Origin of the sequence: uncultured Prevotella sp., assembly GCF_946407605.1 — a bacterium.
GTDB lineage: Bacteria > Bacteroidota > Bacteroidia > Bacteroidales > Bacteroidaceae > Prevotella.
Genome location: NZ_CAMJOS010000011.1, coordinates 36044 through 55882, shown reverse-complemented (window position 1 = coordinate 55882; position 19839 = coordinate 36044). Strand labels below are relative to the sequence as shown.

The window sequence follows — 19839 nt, the reverse complement described above, 5'->3', positions numbered from 1 at the left end:
ACCGCATAGATGAAGATTATCAATTATCCCAAACAGGAGCAATGGGCCGAGATTTGTCAGCGTCCACATCTTGACATCACGCAGTTGATGAACACCGTCAGTAGCGTATTGAGCGATGTAAAGGCACGTGGTGACGAAGCTGTCAAGGAATACGAGCAGCGTTTTGACCATGTAGCGCTTGCCTCTCTGGCTGTTACTGAAGCCGAGATTGACGAGGCTGAGACATTGGTAAGTGCCGACTTGAAGGCTGCCATCAAGCTGGCTCATGAGAATATCTTCAAGTTCCATGCTGCACAGAAGTTTGAAGGTCAGAAGATTGAGACACGTGCTGGTGTGGAATGCTGGCAGAAAAGTGTGGCTATCGAGAAGGTTGGTCTTTATATTCCTGGAGGCACAGCACCGTTGTTCTCTACCGTCTTGATGTTGGCTACGCCTGCTAAGATTGCTGGATGTCAGGAGATTGTGCTTTGCACGCCTCCAAACCGCGAAGGTAAAGTGAACCCCGCCATCTTGGTGGCAGCCCGTATTGCTGGCGTCAGTCGTATCTTCAAGGCTGGTGGTGTGCAGGCTATCGGAGCGATGGCCTATGGTACAGAATCTGTACCCAAGGTGTTCAAGATCTTCGGTCCAGGCAATCAGTATGTGATGGCTGCCAAACAGCAGGTGTCGCTGGGCGATGTGGCCATTGATATGCCTGCTGGTCCTAGCGAGGTTTGTGTGCTGGCCGATGATACTGCCGATGCTGCCTTTGTGGCTGCCGACCTGCTGTCGCAGGCCGAGCATGGTATTGACTCGCAGGTGCTGCTGGTTACCACTTCGGAAAAGCTGCTCCAAGAGGTGCAGAATGAGGTGGAGCGTCAGTTGAATCTGCTGCCTCGTAAGGAGATTGCCGAGAAGGCTCTTGAGAACAGCCGCTGTGTGCTGGTCAGCTCTTCTGATGAGATGATGGCTCTTTCTAATATGTACGCGCCCGAACATCTTATTATTCAAACAGCCAACTATGCTGAGATGGCTGAGCAGGTGGTGAATGCCGGAAGCGTGTTCCTGGGCAAATATGCCTGTGAGAGTGCTGGCGACTATGCCAGCGGCACGAATCATACATTACCCACTCACGGCTATGCTACAGCCTATAGTGGCGTGAACCTTGACAGCTACTGTCGTAAGGTCACCTTCCAACATCTGTCGGAAGAAGGCATCCGACAGATAGGTCGTGCCGTAGAGCTGATGGCTGAGGCTGAACAGCTGGATGCTCACAAGAATGCGATGACTGTACGCTTACGTGCAATAGAGAATTGATAATTGAGATTTGAGAATTATGATTAGTCTTGAAAAACTAACCCGCAAGAATATCTGGAATCTGGCACCCTATAGCTGTGCCCGTAATGAGTTCTCAGGAACAACGGCCAGGGTTTTCCTCGATGCCAACGAGAATCCTTATGGTAGTCCTCTGAACCGTTATCCAGACCCTTTGCAACTGGAGCTGAAGAAGAAGATTGAGCAGGTAAAGGGCATTCCTGTTGACTATACCTTTCTTGGTAATGGCAGCGACGAGGCTATCGACCTGATGTACCGTTGCTTCTGTGAGCCGAAGGAAGACAATGTGGTGGCCATTGAGCCCACCTATGGCATGTATAAGGTGTGCGCTGATATCAATGATGTGGAATATCGTCCTGTGTTACTCGACGAGAACTATCAGATTGCAGCAGACAAACTACTGGCTGCCTGCGATGCCCATACAAAGGTGATTTGGGTCTGCAGTCCTAACAACCCTACTGGTAATGATATCAATCGCGACGAAATAGTAAAACTGCTGAATGCTTTCGAAGGTATTGTGGTTGTTGACGAAGCCTATAGCGACTTCTCGCGACTGCGTCCTTTGCGCTATGAGCTGCCTCGCTATCCTAACCTGGTGGTGCTCAACACGCTGAGTAAGGCGTGGGCCTCGGCAGCCATCCGACTGGGTATGGCTTTCGCCTCTCCAGAGATTATTGACATTTTCAATAAGGTGAAGTATCCCTATAATGTCAACTATCTCACTCAGCAGCAGGCCATCAAGGTATTGAGCGACCCCTTTGAGGTTGACCGTTGGGTGCAGATGATTCTTCAGGAACGTTCACGCATGCTTGAGGCTTTCAGTCAGTTGTCTATCTGTGAGAAGGTATATCCTACAGATGCCAACTTCTTCTTGGCCAAGGTTAGTGATGCTCAAGGCATTTATGACTATCTGGTGAAGCAGGGCGTTATTGTCAGGAACCGTACCCGTGTGCAGCTCTGTCATAACTGTTTGCGAATCACCATTGGTACTCGCAACGAGAATAATGAGCTGATTGGCACCCTTCGCCAATACAAATAAAGGGTAAAGAAAATAAAAAAGATACTCATTTTTTTTGTCGTTATGAAAAAAATGAGTATCTTTGCACTCGATTTCAGAAACAGCGTTTCTATCCGTGAAGCGCTTTATTACAAAAATCACATTCAATTTTATCAATTTGTCGTATAACATATTATTGTTAGATATGTACACCAAAGAACAATTAGAGCAAATGCCAATCCCCGAATTGATGGAGGTGGCAGGGCAGTTGGGAGTGAAAGTATCTCAGGATGACACGATGGAGAACGTTATCTATGAGATTCTTGACAAGGCCGCTATAGAGAGCGCTTCTGGCGCTTCGGCCACCAAGCGCAAACGCACCCGTATTGCCAAGAAAGATACTGACAAGGTATATTCTGTCAGAGGAAAGGAGGGTGAGAACCTTGATGTGAAGAACCAGAAGAACAAAGCGCCAGAGGCACCCTCGTTGTTTGCCGACTTATCTGAGCCACAGGCTGAGAGTCAGGCACCAGCCGTAGAGGCTGCACCTGCAGAAGAGCCGAAGCCCAAGCGCAGAGGTCGTAAGTCGAAGGCTGAGCTGGCTGCCATTGCTGCCGCAGAGGCTGCAAAGCAGGCACAGGAGGCTGCTGCAGCACAGGAAGAGAAGGTAAAGGAAGATTTGTCAGACATTGTTCCTGAGGCCAGCGCCGATTTCTCTTCTGATGAAGAGCCTGCCGTCGAGATGCTCGAGCAGTTGCAGGAAAAGATGTCACGTCATCAGGAGATGACTCCCGATATGCAGAGTCTGATGGAAGACGAGGATATATGGGAAGGTGATCCTGGCGACGGAACAGACTTTATTACTGTGGTGGACCTGCCTATTGAGGATCAGGCCGCCATTCCTACATTGGATATGTTCGACCGTCCTGTCGTACAACAGTCAGAACAGGTGTTCCAGCCTGCAGGACAGCAACCCTCAGCACCCATTGCCCGTTTTGATTTTGAAGATCTCATTGATGGCAATGGTGTCCTTGAGCTCTTGCAGGATGGCTATGGTTTCCTGCGCTCCAGCGACTACAACTATCTGTCATCGCCTGATGATATCTATGTATCGCCCCAGCAGATTAAGAAATACAGCCTGAAAACGGGTGATGTCGTAGAGTGTACTGTACGTCCTCCGCATGACAATGAGAAATATTTCGCCATGTCGACTGTGAAGTCCATTAATGGACGTGAGCCGTCGGAGGTGAGAGACCGTGTGTCGTTCGAGCACTTGACGCCCTTGTTCCCTGACGAGAAGTTCAATCTCTGTGGCGACCCCGCCACCACCAATCCCTCGACCCGTATCGTGGATTTGTTCTCGCCAATAGGTAAGGGACAGCGTGCGCTGATTGTGGCACAGCCCAAGACAGGTAAGACCATCCTGATGAAGGATATTGCCAATGCTATTGCTGCCAACCATCCTGAGGCATATATCATGATGCTGCTCATCGATGAGCGTCCTGAGGAGGTAACAGATATGAGCCGTACTGTTAATGCTGAGGTGATTGCCTCTACGTTCGATGAGCCTGCCGACCGTCATGTGAAGATTGCAGGTATTGTGCTCGAGAAAGCAAAGCGTATGGTAGAATGTGGTCACGATGTGGTTATCTTCCTCGATTCTATCACACGTCTGGCCCGTGCTTATAATACGGTGTCGCCTGCCAGCGGTAAGGTGCTTACTGGTGGTGTTGATGCCAACGCTCTGCAGAAGCCCAAGCGCTTCTTTGGTGCTGCCCGTAATATTGAGAATGGTGGTTCGCTGACCATTATTGCTACAGCCCTTGTTGATACTGGTTCAAAGATGGACGAGGTGATTTTCGAGGAGTTCAAGGGTACGGGTAATTCTGAGATACAGCTCGACCGTATGCTCAGCAACAAGCGTGTGTTCCCTGCATTGAACCTTGTCCAGTCTTCTACTCGTCGCGACGACCTGCTGCAAGACCAGACCACGCTCAACCGCATGTGGATTATCCGCAAGTTTATTGCCGAGATGAACCCGATAGAAGCCATGAATACTGTTCGCGATCGCCTTGTGCAGAGTCGCAACAACGAAGAGTTCCTGATGTCGATGAACGGTTAAAAACTTCAAATTGTTTCGTTATATCAGAAATAATATGTATTTTTGTGGCTGCAAACGAAAGAAACAGAAAATCTATCAAAAAATTAACAAAAGACAATGGCAAAAATTGTAACTTTGGGCGAGATTATGCTTCGCCTGTCGCCTCAGGGCAACGACCGTTTTATTCAGAGTGAATCATTCCGCATCATTCCTGGTGGCGGCGAGGCTAATGTAGCTATCAGCTTGGCTAATTATGGTCATGAGGCTTATTTCGTAAGCAAATTGCCCAAGCATGAGATAGGCCAGATTGCCGTGAACGCGCTGCGCCGTTATGGTGTTGATACCCGTTTTGTGGCTCGTGGCGGCGACCGTATAGGTCTCTATTATGCAGAGACGGGTGCATCAATGCGTCCTTCAAAAGTTATTTACGACCGTGCTCACTCCAGCATCGCTGAGGCTAATCCCTCTGATTTCGATTTCGATGCTATTATGGAGGGTGCCCAGTGGTTCCATTGGAGTGGCATCACACCCGCTATTTCTGACAAGGCTGCCGAGCTGACCAAGTTGGCTTGTGAGGCTGCCAAGCGTCATGGTGTCACGATTAGTGTTGACCTGAACTTCCGCAAGAAGCTGTGGACCAGCGAGAAGGCTATCTCTATTATGCGTCCTTTGATGAAATATGTGGATGTTTGTATCGGCAACGAGGAAGACGCAGAGCTCTGTCTCGGCTTCAAGCCCGATGCTGACGTAGAAGGCGGTCAGACCGATGCTGCTGGCTATGAGGGCATCTTCAAGCAGATGATGCAGGAGTTCGGCTTCAAGTATGTTGTCTCTACGCTCCGCGAGAGTTACAGCGCTACCTATAACGGTTGGAAGGCCCTTATCTACGATGGTAAGGAGTTCTACCAGAGCAAGCGCTACGAGATCAATCCCATCATCGACCGCGTTGGTGGTGGCGACTCGTTCTCAGGTGGTCTGATTCATGGTCTGCTGACGAAGAAGACTCAGGGCGAGGCCCTTGAGTTTGCTGTGGCTGCTTCTGCTCTGAAGCACACTATCAATGGCGACTTCAACCTGGTGTCTGCCGATGAGGTAGAGGCTCTGGCTGGTGGTAGTGCCAATGGTCGTGTTCAGCGCTAAAATCTAAATATCGTAATAACGTTATAACGTAATAACGAAAAAGAAAAAATGGCAAAGTTTGATAAGATAGCTGTCATGAAGAAGATTGGTGATACTGGTATGGTGCCCGTCTTCTATCATAAGGATTTGGAAACTTGCAAGAACGTGGTGAAGGCCTGCTACGAGGGCGGTGTCCGTGCGTTTGAGTTTACGAATCGTGGCGACTTCGCTCAGGAGGTCTTCGGCGAGCTGGTGAAGTGGGCCGACAAAGAGTGTCCTGAGTTGGCTCTGGGCATTGGCTCTGTTGTCGATGCTCCCACAGCAGCCCTTTATCTGCAGTTGGGTGCCAACTTCGTGGTTGGTCCGCTGTTCAATCCTGAGATTGCTCCTGTCTGCAATCGTCGTCTGGTGCCTTATTGCCCTGGCTGCATGACGGTTTCTGAGATTGGTAAGGCTCAGGAGCTGGGTTGCGACCTGACGAAGGTTTTCCCTGGCGATGTGGTTGGTCCTAACATGGTGAAAGGCCTGAAGGCTCCTATGCCTTGGTCAAAGATCATGGTGACAGGCGGCGTTGCTCCAGAAGAGGAGAACCTGACCAAATGGTTCAAGTCGGGTGTCTTCTGTGTGGGTATGGGCTCGAAGCTGTTCCCATCAGACAAAGTGAAGGCAGGCGATTGGCAGTATGTAACGGATAAGTGCCGCGAAGCACTTGGTTACATTGCCAAAGCTCGTGCCTGAATAACAATGATTCCTTAAATAACATCAGGAGGTTAAGGTATGAAAAATGGTTTTACGTTTTCATGGCTTAGCCTCCTGTTGCTTTTGTTCTTTTCGTGTGCAGACGGAACGTCTCCTGAAGTGGACCGTCTGAATGCGCAGTCTTACAACGCCCATTACCGCAATCTGGATTCTACTGTTAGCTATGCGCGCCAGGCTTTTGCTTTGGCCAAAGAACAGGGCTATCGTGATGGTCAGGCAGAGGCGCTGAATAATTTGGCCTTTGTCGATATTGCTACGATGCACTATGACGATGCCCGTGATCATCTTGATAGCATATTCCAGATTACTGACAACCAGTTGGAGTTGCTGGTGGCTTATATCCAGCAGATGCGTCTGTGCCAGCGCCAGTCGCTCAATCGTGAGTTCTACGATTGTCGCGAACATGCCCAGCGGGCCCTCAACCGCATTAACGAAGAGCGCAATCTGCTGTCAGATCGTCAACTGTCGCGTTTGGTCTATGCTGAGAGCGAACTGGCTATTGTTACCTCCACCTATTATTATTATGTGGGTCTTGAGCGTCAGTCTATCGATGCCATCGAGTCTATTACGTCAGATGTCGAGAACGACACCGCCCAGTGGCTCAACTACCTTTATAATATAGGTGCTGGTGGCATCATTACCCAGGGCACGCAGGCAGAAATCAACCAGATAGAGTTCGACCATCTGATGCGTTGCTTCCTGTTGGCACAGCAGGAGGGCTATCCTTATTTTGTGGCCAACTCGTTGGAGGCGTTGGCAGAGCATCTGAGTGTAGCAGAATATCGTGAGCAGCTGACCTTCGACAATCAGCCTGCCATGAAATTCATCAATCCTGAGAATGTAGAACCCGAGCTGCTGCCGCTGTGGATGGCTGATGGTGCGCTTGACATCTTCCAGACCTATGGCGACACCTATCAGACGGCTGGTGCCTTCCGTACGTTGGCTACGTGCTGCCTGTCGCTGAGCGATTACGAGGGAGCCTTGGATAACTTGGAAAAGGCCTTGGGCGATACGCTCATCTTCCAGGCTCCCGATTTGGTGGCCAGTATCCGCGAGCAACTCAGCGTGGTCTATGCTGCTATCGACCAGAAGCCACAAAGCGACTATAACCGTAATATCTACCTGGACCTGCAAGAGCGAACCCGTCAGGACCAGCGACTGGAGGCTCGTGCTGCGCAGCTGGAGCAGTCGCTCACCCAGCTCAACAGTCTGTTGGTGGCTGTGGTGGTGGCCCTTATCCTCTTTGCGGTGATAGTGTGGCTGTTCTATATCCATCGCAAGCGTACTCTGCGCAATGAACATGATGAACGTTTGGACGAACGGCGTGAAGAGCTGGAAGAGCAGATTGCCCTGATTCGTCTTCATATGGAGCAGGAGAAACGTCTCAATGTGGAGCAGCAGGCCAAGATTTCGCTGGTGAATGCCATCATGCCGCTGATAGACCGCATGATTCATGAAATCAAGCTGCTCAACGACTGCGATGCTGCTGAAAAGGAGGAACGTGTGAAATATGTCTGCGAGCTGACAGATGACATCAATGCCCAGAACGACATCCTGACCCATTGGATTCAGTTGCGCAAGGGCGAGCTGAGCATGCATATCGAGACCTTCCCCTTGCAGGAGCTCTTCGATATCCTGGCACGAGGCCGTCGCAGCTTCAGTCTGAAGGAGATAGAACTGGATATTCCTCCCACCGATGTCAACGTGAAGGCCGACAAGGTGCTGACGCTGTTTATGTTGAACACGTTGGCCGATAATGCCCGTAAGTTCACGCCAGCAGGTGGTCGTGTGAGTGTCGACGTGTTATCGACTGATAACTATGTGGAGATCTCTGTGAAGGATACGGGCATCGGCATGACTGAGGAACAACTGGAACATGTGTTCGACCGTAAGCTCATCATGGACAACTCATCGACGTCGCACGGCTTTGGCTTGCTCAACTGTAAGGGCATCATTGAGAAATACCGTAAGATCAGTCAGATATTCTCTGTATGTCTGATAGCCGCCGAGAGTAAGGTGGGCGAGGGGAGTCGTTTCTATTTCCGCCTGCCCAAGCGTGTGATGACGCTGATTGTTGCGCTCTTGTCGCTTGTCGGAACCCTTCAGGCCCAAACGCCGTCGCAGCTCCTCACTCAGGCTGGCGTCTATGCCGACTCGGCCTATTATTCCAATATCGAGGGTATGTATCAGCGCACGCTCGACTATGCCGACTCCTGTCTCTGTTGTCTCAACGGCTTTTATCGTAGTGTTCGTCTAGCATCTGTCGACACGCTGACCCCTCTTGGTGACCTTTCTGCCACACCACCAGAGATCCTGTGGTATCACGACAGCGTCGATATCAACTATACCATCCTGTTGAATGTGCGCAACGAGAGTGCTGTGGCCGCCTTGGCGCTTCACCAGTGGCAGTTGTATCATTACAACAACCGCATCTACACGCAGTTGTTCAAGGAGATGTCAGCCGATACCACGCTCGACACCTACTGCCGCACCATGCAGCAGTCGCAGTCTAACAAAGAGGTGGCTATCATCCTGCTCGTCCTCCTGTTTATCGCCATCATCGTGGTGGTGGTGTGGCAGTACGTGCTGCTTTACAACAAACGAGTGAAGATTTGGCAACAGCAGCAGGCTCAGCTCGAGATGATGGGCGACGAGCTGCAACGACTGAAGATGGAGGAGGGTAGGCTGCACGTCTGCAATGCCGTGCTCGACAATACGCTCTCTACGCTGAAGCACGAGACGATGTACTATCCCAGTCGCATCCGTCAGCTGATAACGGCTGGCGACAATGACTCGCTCACAGAGGTCGTAGACTACTACCGCGAGCTCTATGGCTTACTGAGCGAGCAGGCCATCCGTCAGCTGGACTATGGCAAGATGCATATCCAGATGCTCGACCATCAGGTGCTGGGCGATGCCGTCTATGTGGACTATCTCTTCGACATCCTACGCAAGAAGTCGGGCGAGAAGACCCTCCAGGTAGAATGGCAGCCGTTGGACGACCATTATATGACGGCCCGCGTGCTGCTGCCATCGTTCCAGGTTGCCGATGTGCCGCTTCATCAGCTCTTCATGCCTGTTCATGTAGATAATATTCCATTCCTCATCTGCCGCGAGATTGTCCGCCAGCATGGTGAGGCTACAAACCGTCACGCTTGCGGCATCCGTGCAGAGCGTGACACCAATAACATCATAAACATCATCATTACACTACCCAGAGTATGCAAAACTTCAAAGTAATTATTGTAGAGGATGTGCCCTTGGAACTGAAGGGCACCTTAGGCATTATCAAAACAGATATTCCAGAGGCCGAAGTCATTGGAACGGCCGATTCCGAAACCGCCTATTGGCGACTCCTGAAACAGCAGCTACCCGACTTGGTGTTGCTCGACCTGGGTCTTGGCGGTTCCACGATGGTTGGTGTGGAGCTGTGCCGTCAGACCAAAGAGATGCACCCCAGCGTTCGCATCCTCATCTTCACAGGCGAGATATTGAACGAGAAACTGTGGGTCGATGTGCTCGACGCTGGTGCCGACGGCATCATCTTGAAGACGGGTGAGCTGCTGACGCGCAACGATGTGATGGCTGTGATGAACGGCAAGCAGCTGGTGTTCAACGAGCCCATCCTGAAGAAGATTGTCGACCGCTTCAAGCATAGCGTAGGTTCCGATTTGGCTCGTCAGGAGGCGTTGGTTAACTACGAGATTGACGAGTACGACGAGCGTTTCCTGCGCCATCTGGCCTTAGGCTATACGAAGGATCAGATTACCCAGTTGCGTGGCATGCCCTTTGGTGTGAAGAGCTTGGAGAAACGCCAGAACGAGCTGGTACAGAAGCTGTTCCCCGATGGCCGCAGCGTCAACGCCACCCGCTTGGTGGTGCGTGCCTTGGAGCTTCATATCTTGGATATCGATAATCTTGAACCCGATGAAGACTAATGTCTTGCATGAATAAATTCATACCCCGAATAGCCCTGTTGCTACTGGCTGCCGAGTGCGTGCTCGTGTTGCTGTCGTGGTTGTTGGAAGCCACGCAGACCGATGGCGTGCGCTCGTTGCTGTCCAGCGAGGGCCTTCGTTGGTATTTTGGCCAGTATGTGGCTGTACTGCTGAAGCCGCAGCTCATCTGGCTGCTGCTGCTGTCAGGTGCCTTCGGCACGCTGTGGAAGAGCGGCTTGGTGGACTATCGCGCCTCGAACTATCGTCGCCATTTCGCCATCCGAGCATCGTTGCTGGTGCTTGTCCTTCTGCTGTGTGGACTGCTGTTGCTGGCCTTCCTGCCCAGCGGCCTGCTGCTGTCGTCAACAGGTCGCCTGTGGCCTTCACCCTTCAGCCGTTCGCTGGTGTTACTGCTCACCCTGATTATTGTGCTGGCTTCAGCCACTTTCGGCTTCCTTTTCCGCACCTTCACCAAACCCATCGATGTGTTCAACGCCTTCTCCTGGGGCCTCGCCCAATGTGCGCCTCTCTTCGTGCTCTATCTGTTGGCAACGCATCTCTACGAATCGCTGTGTTACGTGTTCCTATAATAGAGAAGGAATTTTTTTTATGTGATTTGCGAAAACATTTTACAAAATCATTTATCGCTTTTTTACTTTGTTTTCGAACCATTTCATTGTCAATAGAAAGAAAAATTACTGCCTAACTAGAGAAATAATTTTTCCCAACGGGAGAGATAATACTCTCCAGTTAGGCAGTAATAATTGAGTGCACAGCGATACATTAATCATTAACCATTAAACATTGGAAAAAACACAACATTTTGACATTGCTTCTACTATAGACAAATCATCCTGTTCTAATGGGTAAGTGGATAACTTTACACCTTGATTCAACTTTTGTCAGGGATAAAGTGGTCACGGTCACAGGTGTGACCATGTGACCATGGATTTTTACGAGTCGTAGGAAAATCTATCTCCGTTACTTACGACAAAAACAGAAAAATTTTTCTTTTCTCTTGCATATGTTGTTTTTTGTTTGTACATTTGCAGGGTCATCGTAATGATGCGCATTTGTGAACAAACTTAAAACAAAGATTATATGAAGAACTTGAAATTATTTTGTCTGTTATCAGGACTACTTTTTTCTGCGTTGGTAATGAGTGGCTGTGGCGATGATGAGGAGGATCCCTTAGGTGGAGCCAAGACCCCCAGCGATATTCAATGGGCGCAGCATACTTATCAGATTCATTGCTCTGGCGAAAGTTTTGGTGAGGCGAAATGGGAAGGCTTATATGCCTCAATCTATGAGAAATGGACCTTCAAAGGCAGCAATAAAGACCACAGGATTTTCTTCTCGCATTACAGATGGTTTCCTGCAGACTATGGGCCAACTTTCTGGACAAGTAAATTAGATAATGGCGACTGGTATTACGAGGGCCGCTACGACTCTCATGAGTATACTACCAAGGCTGTGGACAATAACCGCACAGAGATTACCTTCGACATGCAGGGCCGTACATGGCATGGTGTCATCACCGATGGCGATATCGTGCTTTCCACACCAAATGGAGAGGCTTCCATGACCCTGAAACTTTTGCCCGCAAAAGCCTACGACGGCTCGTATGACGAAATCTTAAAGGATATTCTGTAGTTTTTACAAAGGATAAAAAAAAGAGGGTGTGTCAAAATAAAGACACATCCTCTCTTTTTATTTCTTGAAAATGTTGAGGAAGCTGCCGTAGTTGCGCTTCAGTTTCCTGAGGGTCATGAAGCCGTCGTAGGCCATCATACCATATTTAATATACTTGCCTATCTGCTCGGCAGGCGATGCCTCCTCGTCTTTCTCCATCAGTTGCGTCCACAGCCTCTTGATCTCTTCGTCTTCCAACTCAATGACTTCGCTGAGCTGCTCCTTGCGCATCTGTATCTCCTCCAACGAATGGTAGGGTCTTACTCTTTTCTTCTTTGCCATAGGTCTTAGTTCAGCAATAGTCTTGACAGATATTTTACCAACGGACGCTCAATCCACGACTTACGTGAGCCGTAGACCAAGAGCAACAGTAAGAGGTATGCCCCTGCGACGGCAAACAGCGACTGGGTGAGGCCGATATACTGCGACAGCCAGGCTGCAGCTCCTGCTGAAGCAAACAGCAGTATGGCCGCAATGATGACGGTAAGCAGCAGAGCCAATGCCGAGGCACTCAGCAGTCGTACCACCTTTTCCACAACATCGAGTTTCGTATATTCCTTGCGTAACTCAATATTATGCTTCACCATCTCAATCAGTTGCGAGATGGTTTCCACGTTTTTGTCGCTGGACAACATGTTTCTTTATCTTGATTAGTCAGCAGCAGCCTCCAGGTCTTCTACCAGATCGCCCACATCCTTACGCTTCAGCTTGATGTTGTGCTTCTTCAGGAAGTCTTCTACTGTGTTTGAGATCTTCTCTCGTGTGTTGCTACCCTTGTCAGGGGCAATGAGGATACCAATGGCTGCACCAGCGAGGGCTCCGCCCAGGAATGCGCCTACATAACCTAAACCTTTCATAGTCGTATTGATTTTAGTGAATGATAAATGTTATTGTTTCAGTCAGCAAATATACGAATAATTGTCGAAAACAAAGAAAAACGATGCATTTTTTTTGTTAAAATGGTGATATTTGGCCTATTTAACAAAGTTTATGTGACAGTTTCTTTACTTTTTCGCTGATATTTTGTAATTTCGCCGAAAATTTAAACAGCATTTATTAATTTCAATTTATGAAAAAGTACATCGTTTTGTGCGCAGGCCTTTGCCTCGCAATGTCGTTTACAGGTTGTAAATCAAGTGAGAGTGCCTACAAGAAGGCTTATGAGAAGGCTCAGGCTCAGGCAGCCCAGCAGGTTGAAGCTCCTGTTCAGCAGGTGACTGAGACTCCCGTTGTGACGCCTGTGGTTACTACGCCAGCTAATCAGACTCAGGTTATTGATAATTCTGACAACATTGCTGTTCGTCAGGAGCGTGTATCAGTAGTCAATGGTACTGGTCTGAAGAACTACAGCGTAGTTGTTGGCTCGTTCTCTGTCATCGCTAATGCCGAGGGCCTTCAGCAGCGTCTGAAGAATGCCGGCTATGCTGCACAGATCGTGAAGAACGAGGAGCGCAACATGTATCGTGTCATTGCTTCAACCTTCGACACCAAGGCCGAAGCCGCTCAGAGCCGCGACCAGCTGCGTGCCACCTATCAGGACGCTTGGTTGCTGTTCTACACCCGATAAGCACACGGCGTTGGCAAGGATACTATCCATTGACTACGGTCGAAAACGAACAGGTTTGGCAGTCACCGATCCCCTACAGCTTATTGCGGGTGGATTGGCGACTGTCGCTACTTCTGAGCTTTTCGATTGGCTGCAGTCCTACATAGCACGCGAGCCTGTAGAGCGCATCGTGATTGGTGAGCCTCGTCAGCCTAATGGCGAGCCGAGTGAGAATCTGGCGCGTGTTCAGCAGTTTGTCAACCGTTGGCGTAAGGCTGTTCCTCAGATACCTATTGAGTATTACGACGAGCGCTTCACGTCAGTTCTGGCTCATCAGACCATGTTGGACGCCGGCCTGAAAAGGAAGGCCCGTCAGGACAAGGCGCTGGTGGACGAAATCTCCGCCACAATCATCCTCGAGGACTACCTCCGTTCTAAAAAGTAATCATAATTACTAATTTCTAATTAAAAGTGATTCTACCTATTTATATATATGGACAGCCCGTGCTACGCAAGGTGGCCGAGGACATCACTCCTGAGTATCCTGAGCTGAAGACACTCATTGCTGATATGTGGGAGACGCTGTTCCAGTCGGAAGGCATAGGACTGGCAGCGCCTCAGATTGGTCGCGACATCCGCCTGGTGGTCATCGACCTTGACCCGCTGTCAGACGATATGCCTGAGTACAAGGAGTTCCGTAAGGTGTATATCAATGCCCATATCGTGGAATACGACGACACGAATACCTCTACCTCAGAGGAAGGCTGCCTGTCGCTGCCTGCCATTCACGAGAAGGTGACGCGTCCTACACGCATCAGAGTGCAATGGATGGACGAGAACTTCGAGGCCCACGACGAATGGATTGAGGGTTATTTGGCTCGTGTGATGCAGCACGAGTTCGACCATCTCGACGGTAAGATGTTTATCGACCGCATCTCGCCTCTGCGTCGCCAGCTTATCAAAGGCAAGTTGAAGTCGCTCACGCTGGGTCGCTATCGTTGCGGCTATCGTACCAAGCCGGTGAGAAGATAATAGAAAAAGGGAAAAGGCAAAAAGATGAATGTTTCAGGACATAGGGTAACGAAGGGTAGGAGGGGGGTGCTCCTTTTACTTTTTTACCTTTTTGCCTTTCTTCCTTCCTTTGCCCAATACAACACCGACCGCCTGATGACCATTGGACGTTCTGCCCTCTATTACGAGGACTACGTCCTGTCTATTCAGTATTTCAATCAGGCTATCTCCATCAAACCCTATCTCTATGAACCGTGGTTCTTTCGCGGCGTAGCCAAGTATTACTTGGACGATTATGCAGGTGCCGAGAGCGACTGCTCAGAAGCCTTGCGTCGCAATCCTTACGTCATCAGCCTCTACGAGCTGCGTGGTCTTGCCCGTATTCAGCAGGATAAGTTCGTTGAGGCCATCGACGACTATACCCGTGCGCTGAAATACGACCCTGAGAATCGCGGATTCTGGAACAACCGTGTGCTTTGTCGCATCCAGAACAAAGACTTCGATGTGGCATTGGCCGAGCTCGACACCATTCAGCGACGCTGGAGCCAGTTTGCGAGGGCCTATAACATGAGGGCCGACATCTACATGCAGATGGAGGACACCGTGAAGGCCGTTGATGCCCTGCAGAAGAGTCTGGAGATAGACCCCTACGACGGTCAGACGTGGGCCGCCAGCAGTATCATCAGTCTGTCGCGAGAAGAGTGGGATAGTGCTGAGGTGCAGTTGAACCACGCTATCCATCTTATGCCAAAGAATGCTGGTTGTCACATCAATCGCGCTTTGGCTCGTTTCAATCAGAACAATCTTCGTGGCGCTATGGCCGACTACGATATGGCGCTTGACTTAGAGCCGAATAACTTCCTGGGACATTACAACCGAGGTCTGCTGCGTGCTCAGGTGGGCGACGATAATCGCGCCATCACCGACTTCGACTTTGTGCTGAGGCTGGAGCCCGACAACATGCTGGCGCTGTTCAATCGTGCTGTGCTGCTTGACAAGACTGGCGACCTGCAAGGGGCCATTCGTGACTATTCTAAGGTGATTGAGGAATATCCTAACTTCTGGACGGGACTCGAGTTCCGTGCAGCCTGTTATCGTAAGCTGGGTATGGTGAAACAGGCCGAGGCCGATGAGTTTACCGTCTATAAGGCTCGCCTTTACAAACATCTCTACGGCACCCAACCGCGCCTTAATCCCAACCAGATTCGCAAGCGCAGCGATGAGGATGTGGAGAAATACAACCAGCTGGTGATGGAAGACTGTCAGGAGCCTGAGCGCGAATACGCCAACGACTATCGCGGTAGGGTGCAGGATCATAAGGTGGAGATGGAGTTCCAACCTATGTTCGTGTTGTCTTACGAACAGGAAGAGGGCGAAGTGAAGCGTCCTCGCGTCACCGATACGATGGTTGACCGTCTTAACGACATGCACCAGGCACGCACCATCTATGTCAATAATGCCCACGTGATTCTGGGTGACGACCGCACTAGCGACTACTTTAACTATATCGACTCGCTCAGCGCTGTCATCAGCCATCCGCAGACCACGAGTCAGGCCGTGCGTGCCCTGTTGTTTCGTGCTATTGCTTATTCAGCTATTCAGGATTACGACTCGGCCATCGACGACCTCTCTACTTATCTTCTGGAAGACTCTACCTCAGTGCTCGCCCTGTGGCAGCGTGCTGCCTGCCAGCTGCGCATCAATCAGTTTGAGGCGTCGCAGGGTACTAATGTGGAACTGAAGAACGCCAGCGTGCAGGCCGACCTGAACCACGCATTGGAACTCAGCCCGCATCACCCCTTGCTGCTCTGCAATCGCGGTACCCTCATGGCGTTGCGTGGCGACTATAAACGTGCCATCGACGACTACAACGCCGCCATTGCCCTGGAGCCGCAACTGGCTGAGGCTTATTTCAATCGTGGACTCTGTTATCTGTTTCTCAAACAGAATGCTGAAGGTACGCAAGATTTGAGCAAAGCAGGAGAATTGGGACTTTACAACGCCTACAGTCTGATTAAGAAATACAGGAAATAAGGCATCATCATGCATAATTATTTGCTTAATTCTTAATTTTCATTTTTTTAATTTTTTAATTTTCCATATCTCATTTTATTGTTGTAACTTTGCCCTCGGTTTATGAAAAAGAACGAGAAAAAGGACGATGTGCGTCTGGCGGCAGAGCACATACTGGATAACTACTTGGAGATGAACAATCATCGCAAGACCCCCGAGCGCTATGCTATTCTAAGGGCGGTCTACAGCATCGAAGGGCACTTCACCCTCGACGAGCTGGGCGAGAAGATGGCCGATGAGTATAAATTTCCAGTTTCACGAGCCACACTATACAACACACTGAACCTCTTTCTTGAGCTGCGCCTCGTGGTGCGCCATCGCTTTCAGGGTACCACCAAATACGAGTCGTGCTATGCCAGTAAAGGCCATTGCCATCAGATATGTACGGTGTGCAATCGCGTTACCGAGGTCACTATCCCCGAGATTGCCGAGGTTATCAGCTCTGTCCACCTTAAGCGTTTTCGCAAGGATGGTTTCTCGCTCTATATTTATGGCATTTGTTCCGTCTGTCAGGCGGCTATCACACGAAAAAGTAGAAAACTAAAAGATAAAAAACAATGAGTAAGAGTAAGGTTGACGTCCTGCTGGGATTGCAGTGGGGCGATGAAGGTAAGGGCAAGGTGGTCGACGTGCTGACCCCGCGCTATGATGTAGTAGCCCGTTTCCAGGGTGGTCCCAATGCAGGTCATACGCTGGAGTTCAATGGTGAGAAGTATGTGCTCCGCTCCATACCCTCTGGTATCTTCCAGGGCGGCAAGGTCAATATCATTGGCAATGGTGTGGTGCTGGCTCCCGACTTGTTTATGGACGAGGCAAAGGCTCTTGAAGCCAGCGGACATCCTTTGCGCCAGCGTCTTCATATCTCAAAGAAGGCACATCTCATCATGCCCACCCACCGTGTGCTCGATGCTGCCTATGAGGCCCAGAAGGGTAAGAACAAGGTTGGCACCACAGGTAAAGGCATTGGTCCTACCTATACCGACAAGGTTAGCCGCACAGGTCTGCGCGTGGGCGATATCCTCGAGAACTTTGAGGAGAAATATGCTGCTGCCAAGGCCCGCCATGAGGCTATCCTGAAGTCTCTGAACTTTGACTACGACATCACCGAGGTCGAGAAGAAATGGCTCGAGGGCGTGGAGTATCTGCGTCAGTTCCCCATCGTCGATAGCGAGCACGAGATCAACGGACTGCTGCGCGAAGGTAAGAGCGTGCTGTGCGAGGGTGCCCAGGGCACAATGCTCGACGTCGATTTTGGCTCATATCCCTTCGTCACCTCTTCGAACACCATCTGCGCTGGCGCCTGCACAGGTCTGGGTATCGGTCCCAACAAGATTGGTGAAGTCTATGGCATCATGAAGGCCTACTGCACTCGCGTTGGTGCTGGTCCTTTCCCCACCGAGCTGTTCGACGAGACAGGCAAGAAGATTCGCGACCTGGGTCACGAGTATGGTGCCGTCACAGGTCGTGAGCGTCGCTGCGGCTGGATCGATCTCGTTGCTCTGCGCTATTCAATCATGGTAAATGGCGTCACTCAGCTCATCATGATGAAGAGTGATGTGCTCGATGATTTCCCCACCATCAAAGCCTGCACGGCCTACAAGGTGAATGGGGTAGAGACGCGCGACTTCCCTTACGATATCGAGAAGGGTATCGAGCCCGTCTATGTGGAACTGCCTGGTTGGCAGACCGATATGACCAAGTTCACCTCTGAGGACCAGTTCCCCAAGCAGTTCAAGGACTATATCGCCTTCCTGGAGAAGGAGCTCGAAACGCCCATCAAAATCATTTCTATCGGTCCAGACCGCGAACAAACTATTGAGAGAAAGTAAAAAGGTAAAAAAGTAAAAATAGAAAAATGGCACAAAAGCCAAGTATTCCCAAAGGAACACGCGACTTCGGCCCCCTGGAGATGGCCAAGCGCAACTATATCTTCAACACCATCCGCAGCGTCTACGAGCTCTACGGCTTCCAGCAGATTGAGACACCCGCTCAGGAGACCTTGCAGACCCTCATGGGCAAGTATGGCGAGGAGGGCGACAAGTTGCTCTTTAAGATTCTGAACTCAGGCGACTATCTCAATAAGATTGAGGATGCTGAACTCACCGAGCGCAATACCCTGCGTCTGGCCTCAAAAATTTGCGAGAAAGGTCTACGCTACGACCTCACCGTGCCCTTCGCCCGCTATGTGGTGATGCATCGTGAGGAGCTGCAGTTGCCCTTCAAACGCTATCAGGTGCAGCCCGTGTGGCGCGCTGACCGTCCACAGAAAGGCCGTTACCGTGAGTTCTATCAGTTCGACGGTGATGTGGTGGGTTCTGACTCACTCATCAACGAGGTGGAGCTCATGCAGATTGTCGACACGGTATTCACCCGTTTTGGCGTTCGCGTGCAAATCAAGATTAACAACCGCAAGATTCTCACAGGTATCGCCGAGGTCATCGGTGCTGCCGATAAGATTGTGGATATCACCGTTGCTATCGACAAACTCGACAAAATAGGCATCGACAACGTCAACGCTGAGTTGCGCGAGGATGGACTCACCGAGGAGCAAATCCAGAAGTTGCAGCCCATTATCGCACTCCAAGGTACTAACGAGGATAAACTCAACACTATCGCAGAAGTCTTGAAGGATAGCGAGACGGGCCTCAAAGGCGTAGAGGAAACCCGCTTCATTCTCTCAACTCTCTGTTCTGCAGACTGCGGTACTGCCGCAGTATGTTCAACCCTGCACAACGAGCTCCAACTCGACCTCACCCTGGCCCGAGGCCTCAGCTATTATACTGGTGCCATCTTCGAGGTCAAGGCCCTTGACACACCAATGGGCTCAATATCGGGTGGCGGACGCTACGATAACCTTACTGGTATCTTTGGTATGCCTGGACTCTCAGGCGTCGGCATCTCCTTCGGTGTAGATCGTATCTATGACGTTCTCAACGCCCTCGACCTCTATCCCAAGGACTCGCTTACCACCTCGCAGGTGCTTTTCATCAACTTCGGTCAGCAGGAGACTGCTTACTGCCTGCCCATCGTCGCCCAGGTGCGACAGGCTGGCATCCGTGCTGAGCTCTATCCTGATAGCGCCAAGATGAAGAAGCAGATGTCTTACGCCAACGCCAAGCAGATACCTTTCGTTGTCCTCGCTGGCGAGAGTGAGATAGCTGCAGGAAAGATCACCCTTAAGAACATGGAGACTGGCGAGCAGCAGCTCCTCACACTCGCTGAGCTCATTGAAAAGTTGAAATAATCCGGCTCGAATTCAATTATAATATAAGGTGCACATGGGAAATTC

General features: G+C 50.4%; 19 protein-coding genes. 16 read left to right on the top strand and 3 right to left on the bottom strand.

Translation table 11 applies throughout. The features are described from left to right. Positions 1–9 precede the first annotated feature (9 nt). From hisD to Q0R57_RS06535, 9 genes are all read left to right on the top strand, one after another. Positions 10–1296 (top strand): histidinol dehydrogenase, encoded by a 1287-nt coding sequence (gene hisD / locus Q0R57_RS06575; RefSeq protein WP_294744988.1) that lies wholly within the window; start codon positions 10–12, stop codon positions 1294–1296. 19 nt (positions 1297–1315) lie between these two features. Further along, on the top strand, positions 1316–2353 hold the full coding sequence (hisC, locus tag Q0R57_RS06570; protein ID WP_294744985.1) for a histidinol-phosphate transaminase: 1038 nt from the start codon (positions 1316–1318) through the stop codon (positions 2351–2353). A gap of 163 nt (positions 2354–2516) precedes the next feature. Further along, positions 2517–4433: a transcription termination factor Rho gene (rho, locus tag Q0R57_RS06565; RefSeq protein ID WP_294744982.1), complete on the top strand. Its 1917-nt coding sequence runs from the start codon at positions 2517–2519 to the stop codon at positions 4431–4433. Positions 4434–4529: 96 nt separating this feature from the next. Beyond that, positions 4530–5552 (top strand): sugar kinase, encoded by a 1023-nt coding sequence (locus tag Q0R57_RS06560; RefSeq protein ID WP_294744979.1) that lies wholly within the window; start codon positions 4530–4532, stop codon positions 5550–5552. A gap of 48 nt (positions 5553–5600) precedes the next feature. Continuing rightward, on the top strand, positions 5601–6269 hold the full coding sequence (locus tag Q0R57_RS06555; protein WP_294744976.1) for a bifunctional 4-hydroxy-2-oxoglutarate aldolase/2-dehydro-3-deoxy-phosphogluconate aldolase: 669 nt from the start codon (positions 5601–5603) through the stop codon (positions 6267–6269). Positions 6270–6308: 39 nt separating this feature from the next. Further along, a complete protein-coding gene (locus tag Q0R57_RS06550; protein ID WP_294744973.1) occupies positions 6309–9530 on the top strand; it encodes a DUF5112 domain-containing protein in 3222 nt (1073 codons plus the stop codon). After that, on the top strand, positions 9512–10228 hold the full coding sequence (locus tag Q0R57_RS06545; protein ID WP_294744970.1) for a DUF5932 domain-containing protein: 717 nt from the start codon (positions 9512–9514) through the stop codon (positions 10226–10228). The genes Q0R57_RS06550 and Q0R57_RS06545 overlap by 19 nt, the downstream gene beginning before the upstream one ends. 8 nt (positions 10229–10236) lie before the next feature. Further along, a complete protein-coding gene (locus tag Q0R57_RS06540; RefSeq protein ID WP_294744967.1) occupies positions 10237–10818 on the top strand; it encodes an AbgT family transporter in 582 nt (193 codons plus the stop codon). 511 nt (positions 10819–11329) lie between these two features. Then, positions 11330–11881 (top strand): hypothetical protein, encoded by a 552-nt coding sequence (locus Q0R57_RS06535; protein ID WP_294744963.1) that lies wholly within the window; start codon positions 11330–11332, stop codon positions 11879–11881. A 57-nt stretch (positions 11882–11938) separates the two neighbouring features. On the opposite strand, the gene Q0R57_RS06530 is transcribed toward Q0R57_RS06535, so the two are convergent. From Q0R57_RS06530 to Q0R57_RS06520, 3 genes are read right to left on the bottom strand one after another with little or no spacing between them, the layout of a single operon-like run. Then, complete coding sequence (locus Q0R57_RS06530; RefSeq protein ID WP_294744961.1) at positions 11939–12202, bottom strand: hypothetical protein; 264 nt, start codon at positions 12200–12202, stop codon at positions 11939–11941. Positions 12203–12207: 5 nt separating this feature from the next. Beyond that, entirely contained in the window at positions 12208–12534 is a 327-nt protein-coding gene (locus tag Q0R57_RS06525; protein WP_294744958.1) for a phage holin family protein, read from the bottom strand. 36 nt (positions 12535–12570) lie between these two features. Beyond that, a complete protein-coding gene (locus Q0R57_RS06520; protein ID WP_294744955.1) occupies positions 12571–12777 on the bottom strand; it encodes a YtxH domain-containing protein in 207 nt (68 codons plus the stop codon). Between the two features lie 212 nt (positions 12778–12989). On the opposite strand from Q0R57_RS06520, the gene Q0R57_RS06515 reads away from it, so the two are divergent. The 7 genes from Q0R57_RS06515 to hisS all read left to right on the top strand — a co-directional run bounded on the left by Q0R57_RS06515 (position 12990) and on the right by hisS (position 19794). Next, positions 12990–13487, top strand: a complete 498-nt coding sequence (locus Q0R57_RS06515) for an SPOR domain-containing protein (protein WP_294744951.1) — start codon at positions 12990–12992, stop codon at positions 13485–13487. A 10-nt stretch (positions 13488–13497) separates the two neighbouring features. Further along, positions 13498–13911, top strand: a complete 414-nt coding sequence (gene ruvX / locus Q0R57_RS06510; protein WP_294744947.1) for a Holliday junction resolvase RuvX — start codon at positions 13498–13500, stop codon at positions 13909–13911. A gap of 26 nt (positions 13912–13937) precedes the next feature. Further along, entirely contained in the window at positions 13938–14498 is a 561-nt protein-coding gene (gene def, locus Q0R57_RS06505; protein ID WP_294744944.1) for a peptide deformylase, read from the top strand. A gap of 135 nt (positions 14499–14633) precedes the next feature. Next, entirely contained in the window at positions 14634–16511 is a 1878-nt protein-coding gene (locus Q0R57_RS06500) for a tetratricopeptide repeat protein (RefSeq protein WP_294744942.1), read from the top strand. A 102-nt stretch (positions 16512–16613) separates the two neighbouring features. Next, positions 16614–17111 carry a transcriptional repressor gene (locus Q0R57_RS06495; protein WP_294744939.1) on the top strand — a complete coding sequence of 166 codons (498 nt, stop codon included), beginning with the start codon at positions 16614–16616 and terminating at the stop codon, positions 17109–17111. After that, positions 17108–18379, top strand: a complete 1272-nt coding sequence (locus tag Q0R57_RS06490) for an adenylosuccinate synthase (protein ID WP_294744935.1) — start codon at positions 17108–17110, stop codon at positions 18377–18379. The genes Q0R57_RS06495 and Q0R57_RS06490 overlap by 4 nt, the downstream gene beginning before the upstream one ends. A gap of 26 nt (positions 18380–18405) precedes the next feature. Continuing rightward, positions 18406–19794 (top strand): histidine--tRNA ligase, encoded by a 1389-nt coding sequence (hisS, locus tag Q0R57_RS06485; RefSeq protein ID WP_294744929.1) that lies wholly within the window; start codon positions 18406–18408, stop codon positions 19792–19794. Positions 19795–19839 lie beyond the last annotated feature (45 nt).

Coding starts and splice junctions, on each gene's coding strand:
- hisD (WP_294744988.1), top strand. CDS start 10: ATGAAGATTATCAATTATCCCAAACAGGAGCAATGGGCCGAGATTTGT.
- Q0R57_RS06490 (WP_294744935.1), top strand. CDS start 17,108: ATGAGTAAGAGTAAGGTTGACGTCCTGCTGGGATTGCAGTGGGGCGAT.
- Q0R57_RS06500 (WP_294744942.1), top strand. CDS start 14,634: ATGACCATTGGACGTTCTGCCCTCTATTACGAGGACTACGTCCTGTCT.
- Q0R57_RS06550 (WP_294744973.1), top strand. CDS start 6,309: ATGAAAAATGGTTTTACGTTTTCATGGCTTAGCCTCCTGTTGCTTTTG.
- hisC (WP_294744985.1), top strand. CDS start 1,316: ATGATTAGTCTTGAAAAACTAACCCGCAAGAATATCTGGAATCTGGCA.
- Q0R57_RS06515 (WP_294744951.1), top strand. CDS start 12,990: ATGAAAAAGTACATCGTTTTGTGCGCAGGCCTTTGCCTCGCAATGTCG.
- Q0R57_RS06540 (WP_294744967.1), top strand. CDS start 10,237: ATGAATAAATTCATACCCCGAATAGCCCTGTTGCTACTGGCTGCCGAG.
- Q0R57_RS06545 (WP_294744970.1), top strand. CDS start 9,512: ATGCAAAACTTCAAAGTAATTATTGTAGAGGATGTGCCCTTGGAACTG.
- Q0R57_RS06495 (WP_294744939.1), top strand. CDS start 16,614: ATGAAAAAGAACGAGAAAAAGGACGATGTGCGTCTGGCGGCAGAGCAC.
- hisS (WP_294744929.1), top strand. CDS start 18,406: ATGGCACAAAAGCCAAGTATTCCCAAAGGAACACGCGACTTCGGCCCC.
- Q0R57_RS06520 (WP_294744955.1), bottom strand. CDS start 12,777: ATGAAAGGTTTAGGTTATGTAGGCGCATTCCTGGGCGGAGCCCTCGCT.
- Q0R57_RS06535 (WP_294744963.1), top strand. CDS start 11,330: ATGAAGAACTTGAAATTATTTTGTCTGTTATCAGGACTACTTTTTTCT.
- Q0R57_RS06530 (WP_294744961.1), bottom strand. CDS start 12,202: ATGGCAAAGAAGAAAAGAGTAAGACCCTACCATTCGTTGGAGGAGATA.
- Q0R57_RS06560 (WP_294744979.1), top strand. CDS start 4,530: ATGGCAAAAATTGTAACTTTGGGCGAGATTATGCTTCGCCTGTCGCCT.
- Q0R57_RS06555 (WP_294744976.1), top strand. CDS start 5,601: ATGGCAAAGTTTGATAAGATAGCTGTCATGAAGAAGATTGGTGATACT.
- rho (WP_294744982.1), top strand. CDS start 2,517: ATGTACACCAAAGAACAATTAGAGCAAATGCCAATCCCCGAATTGATG.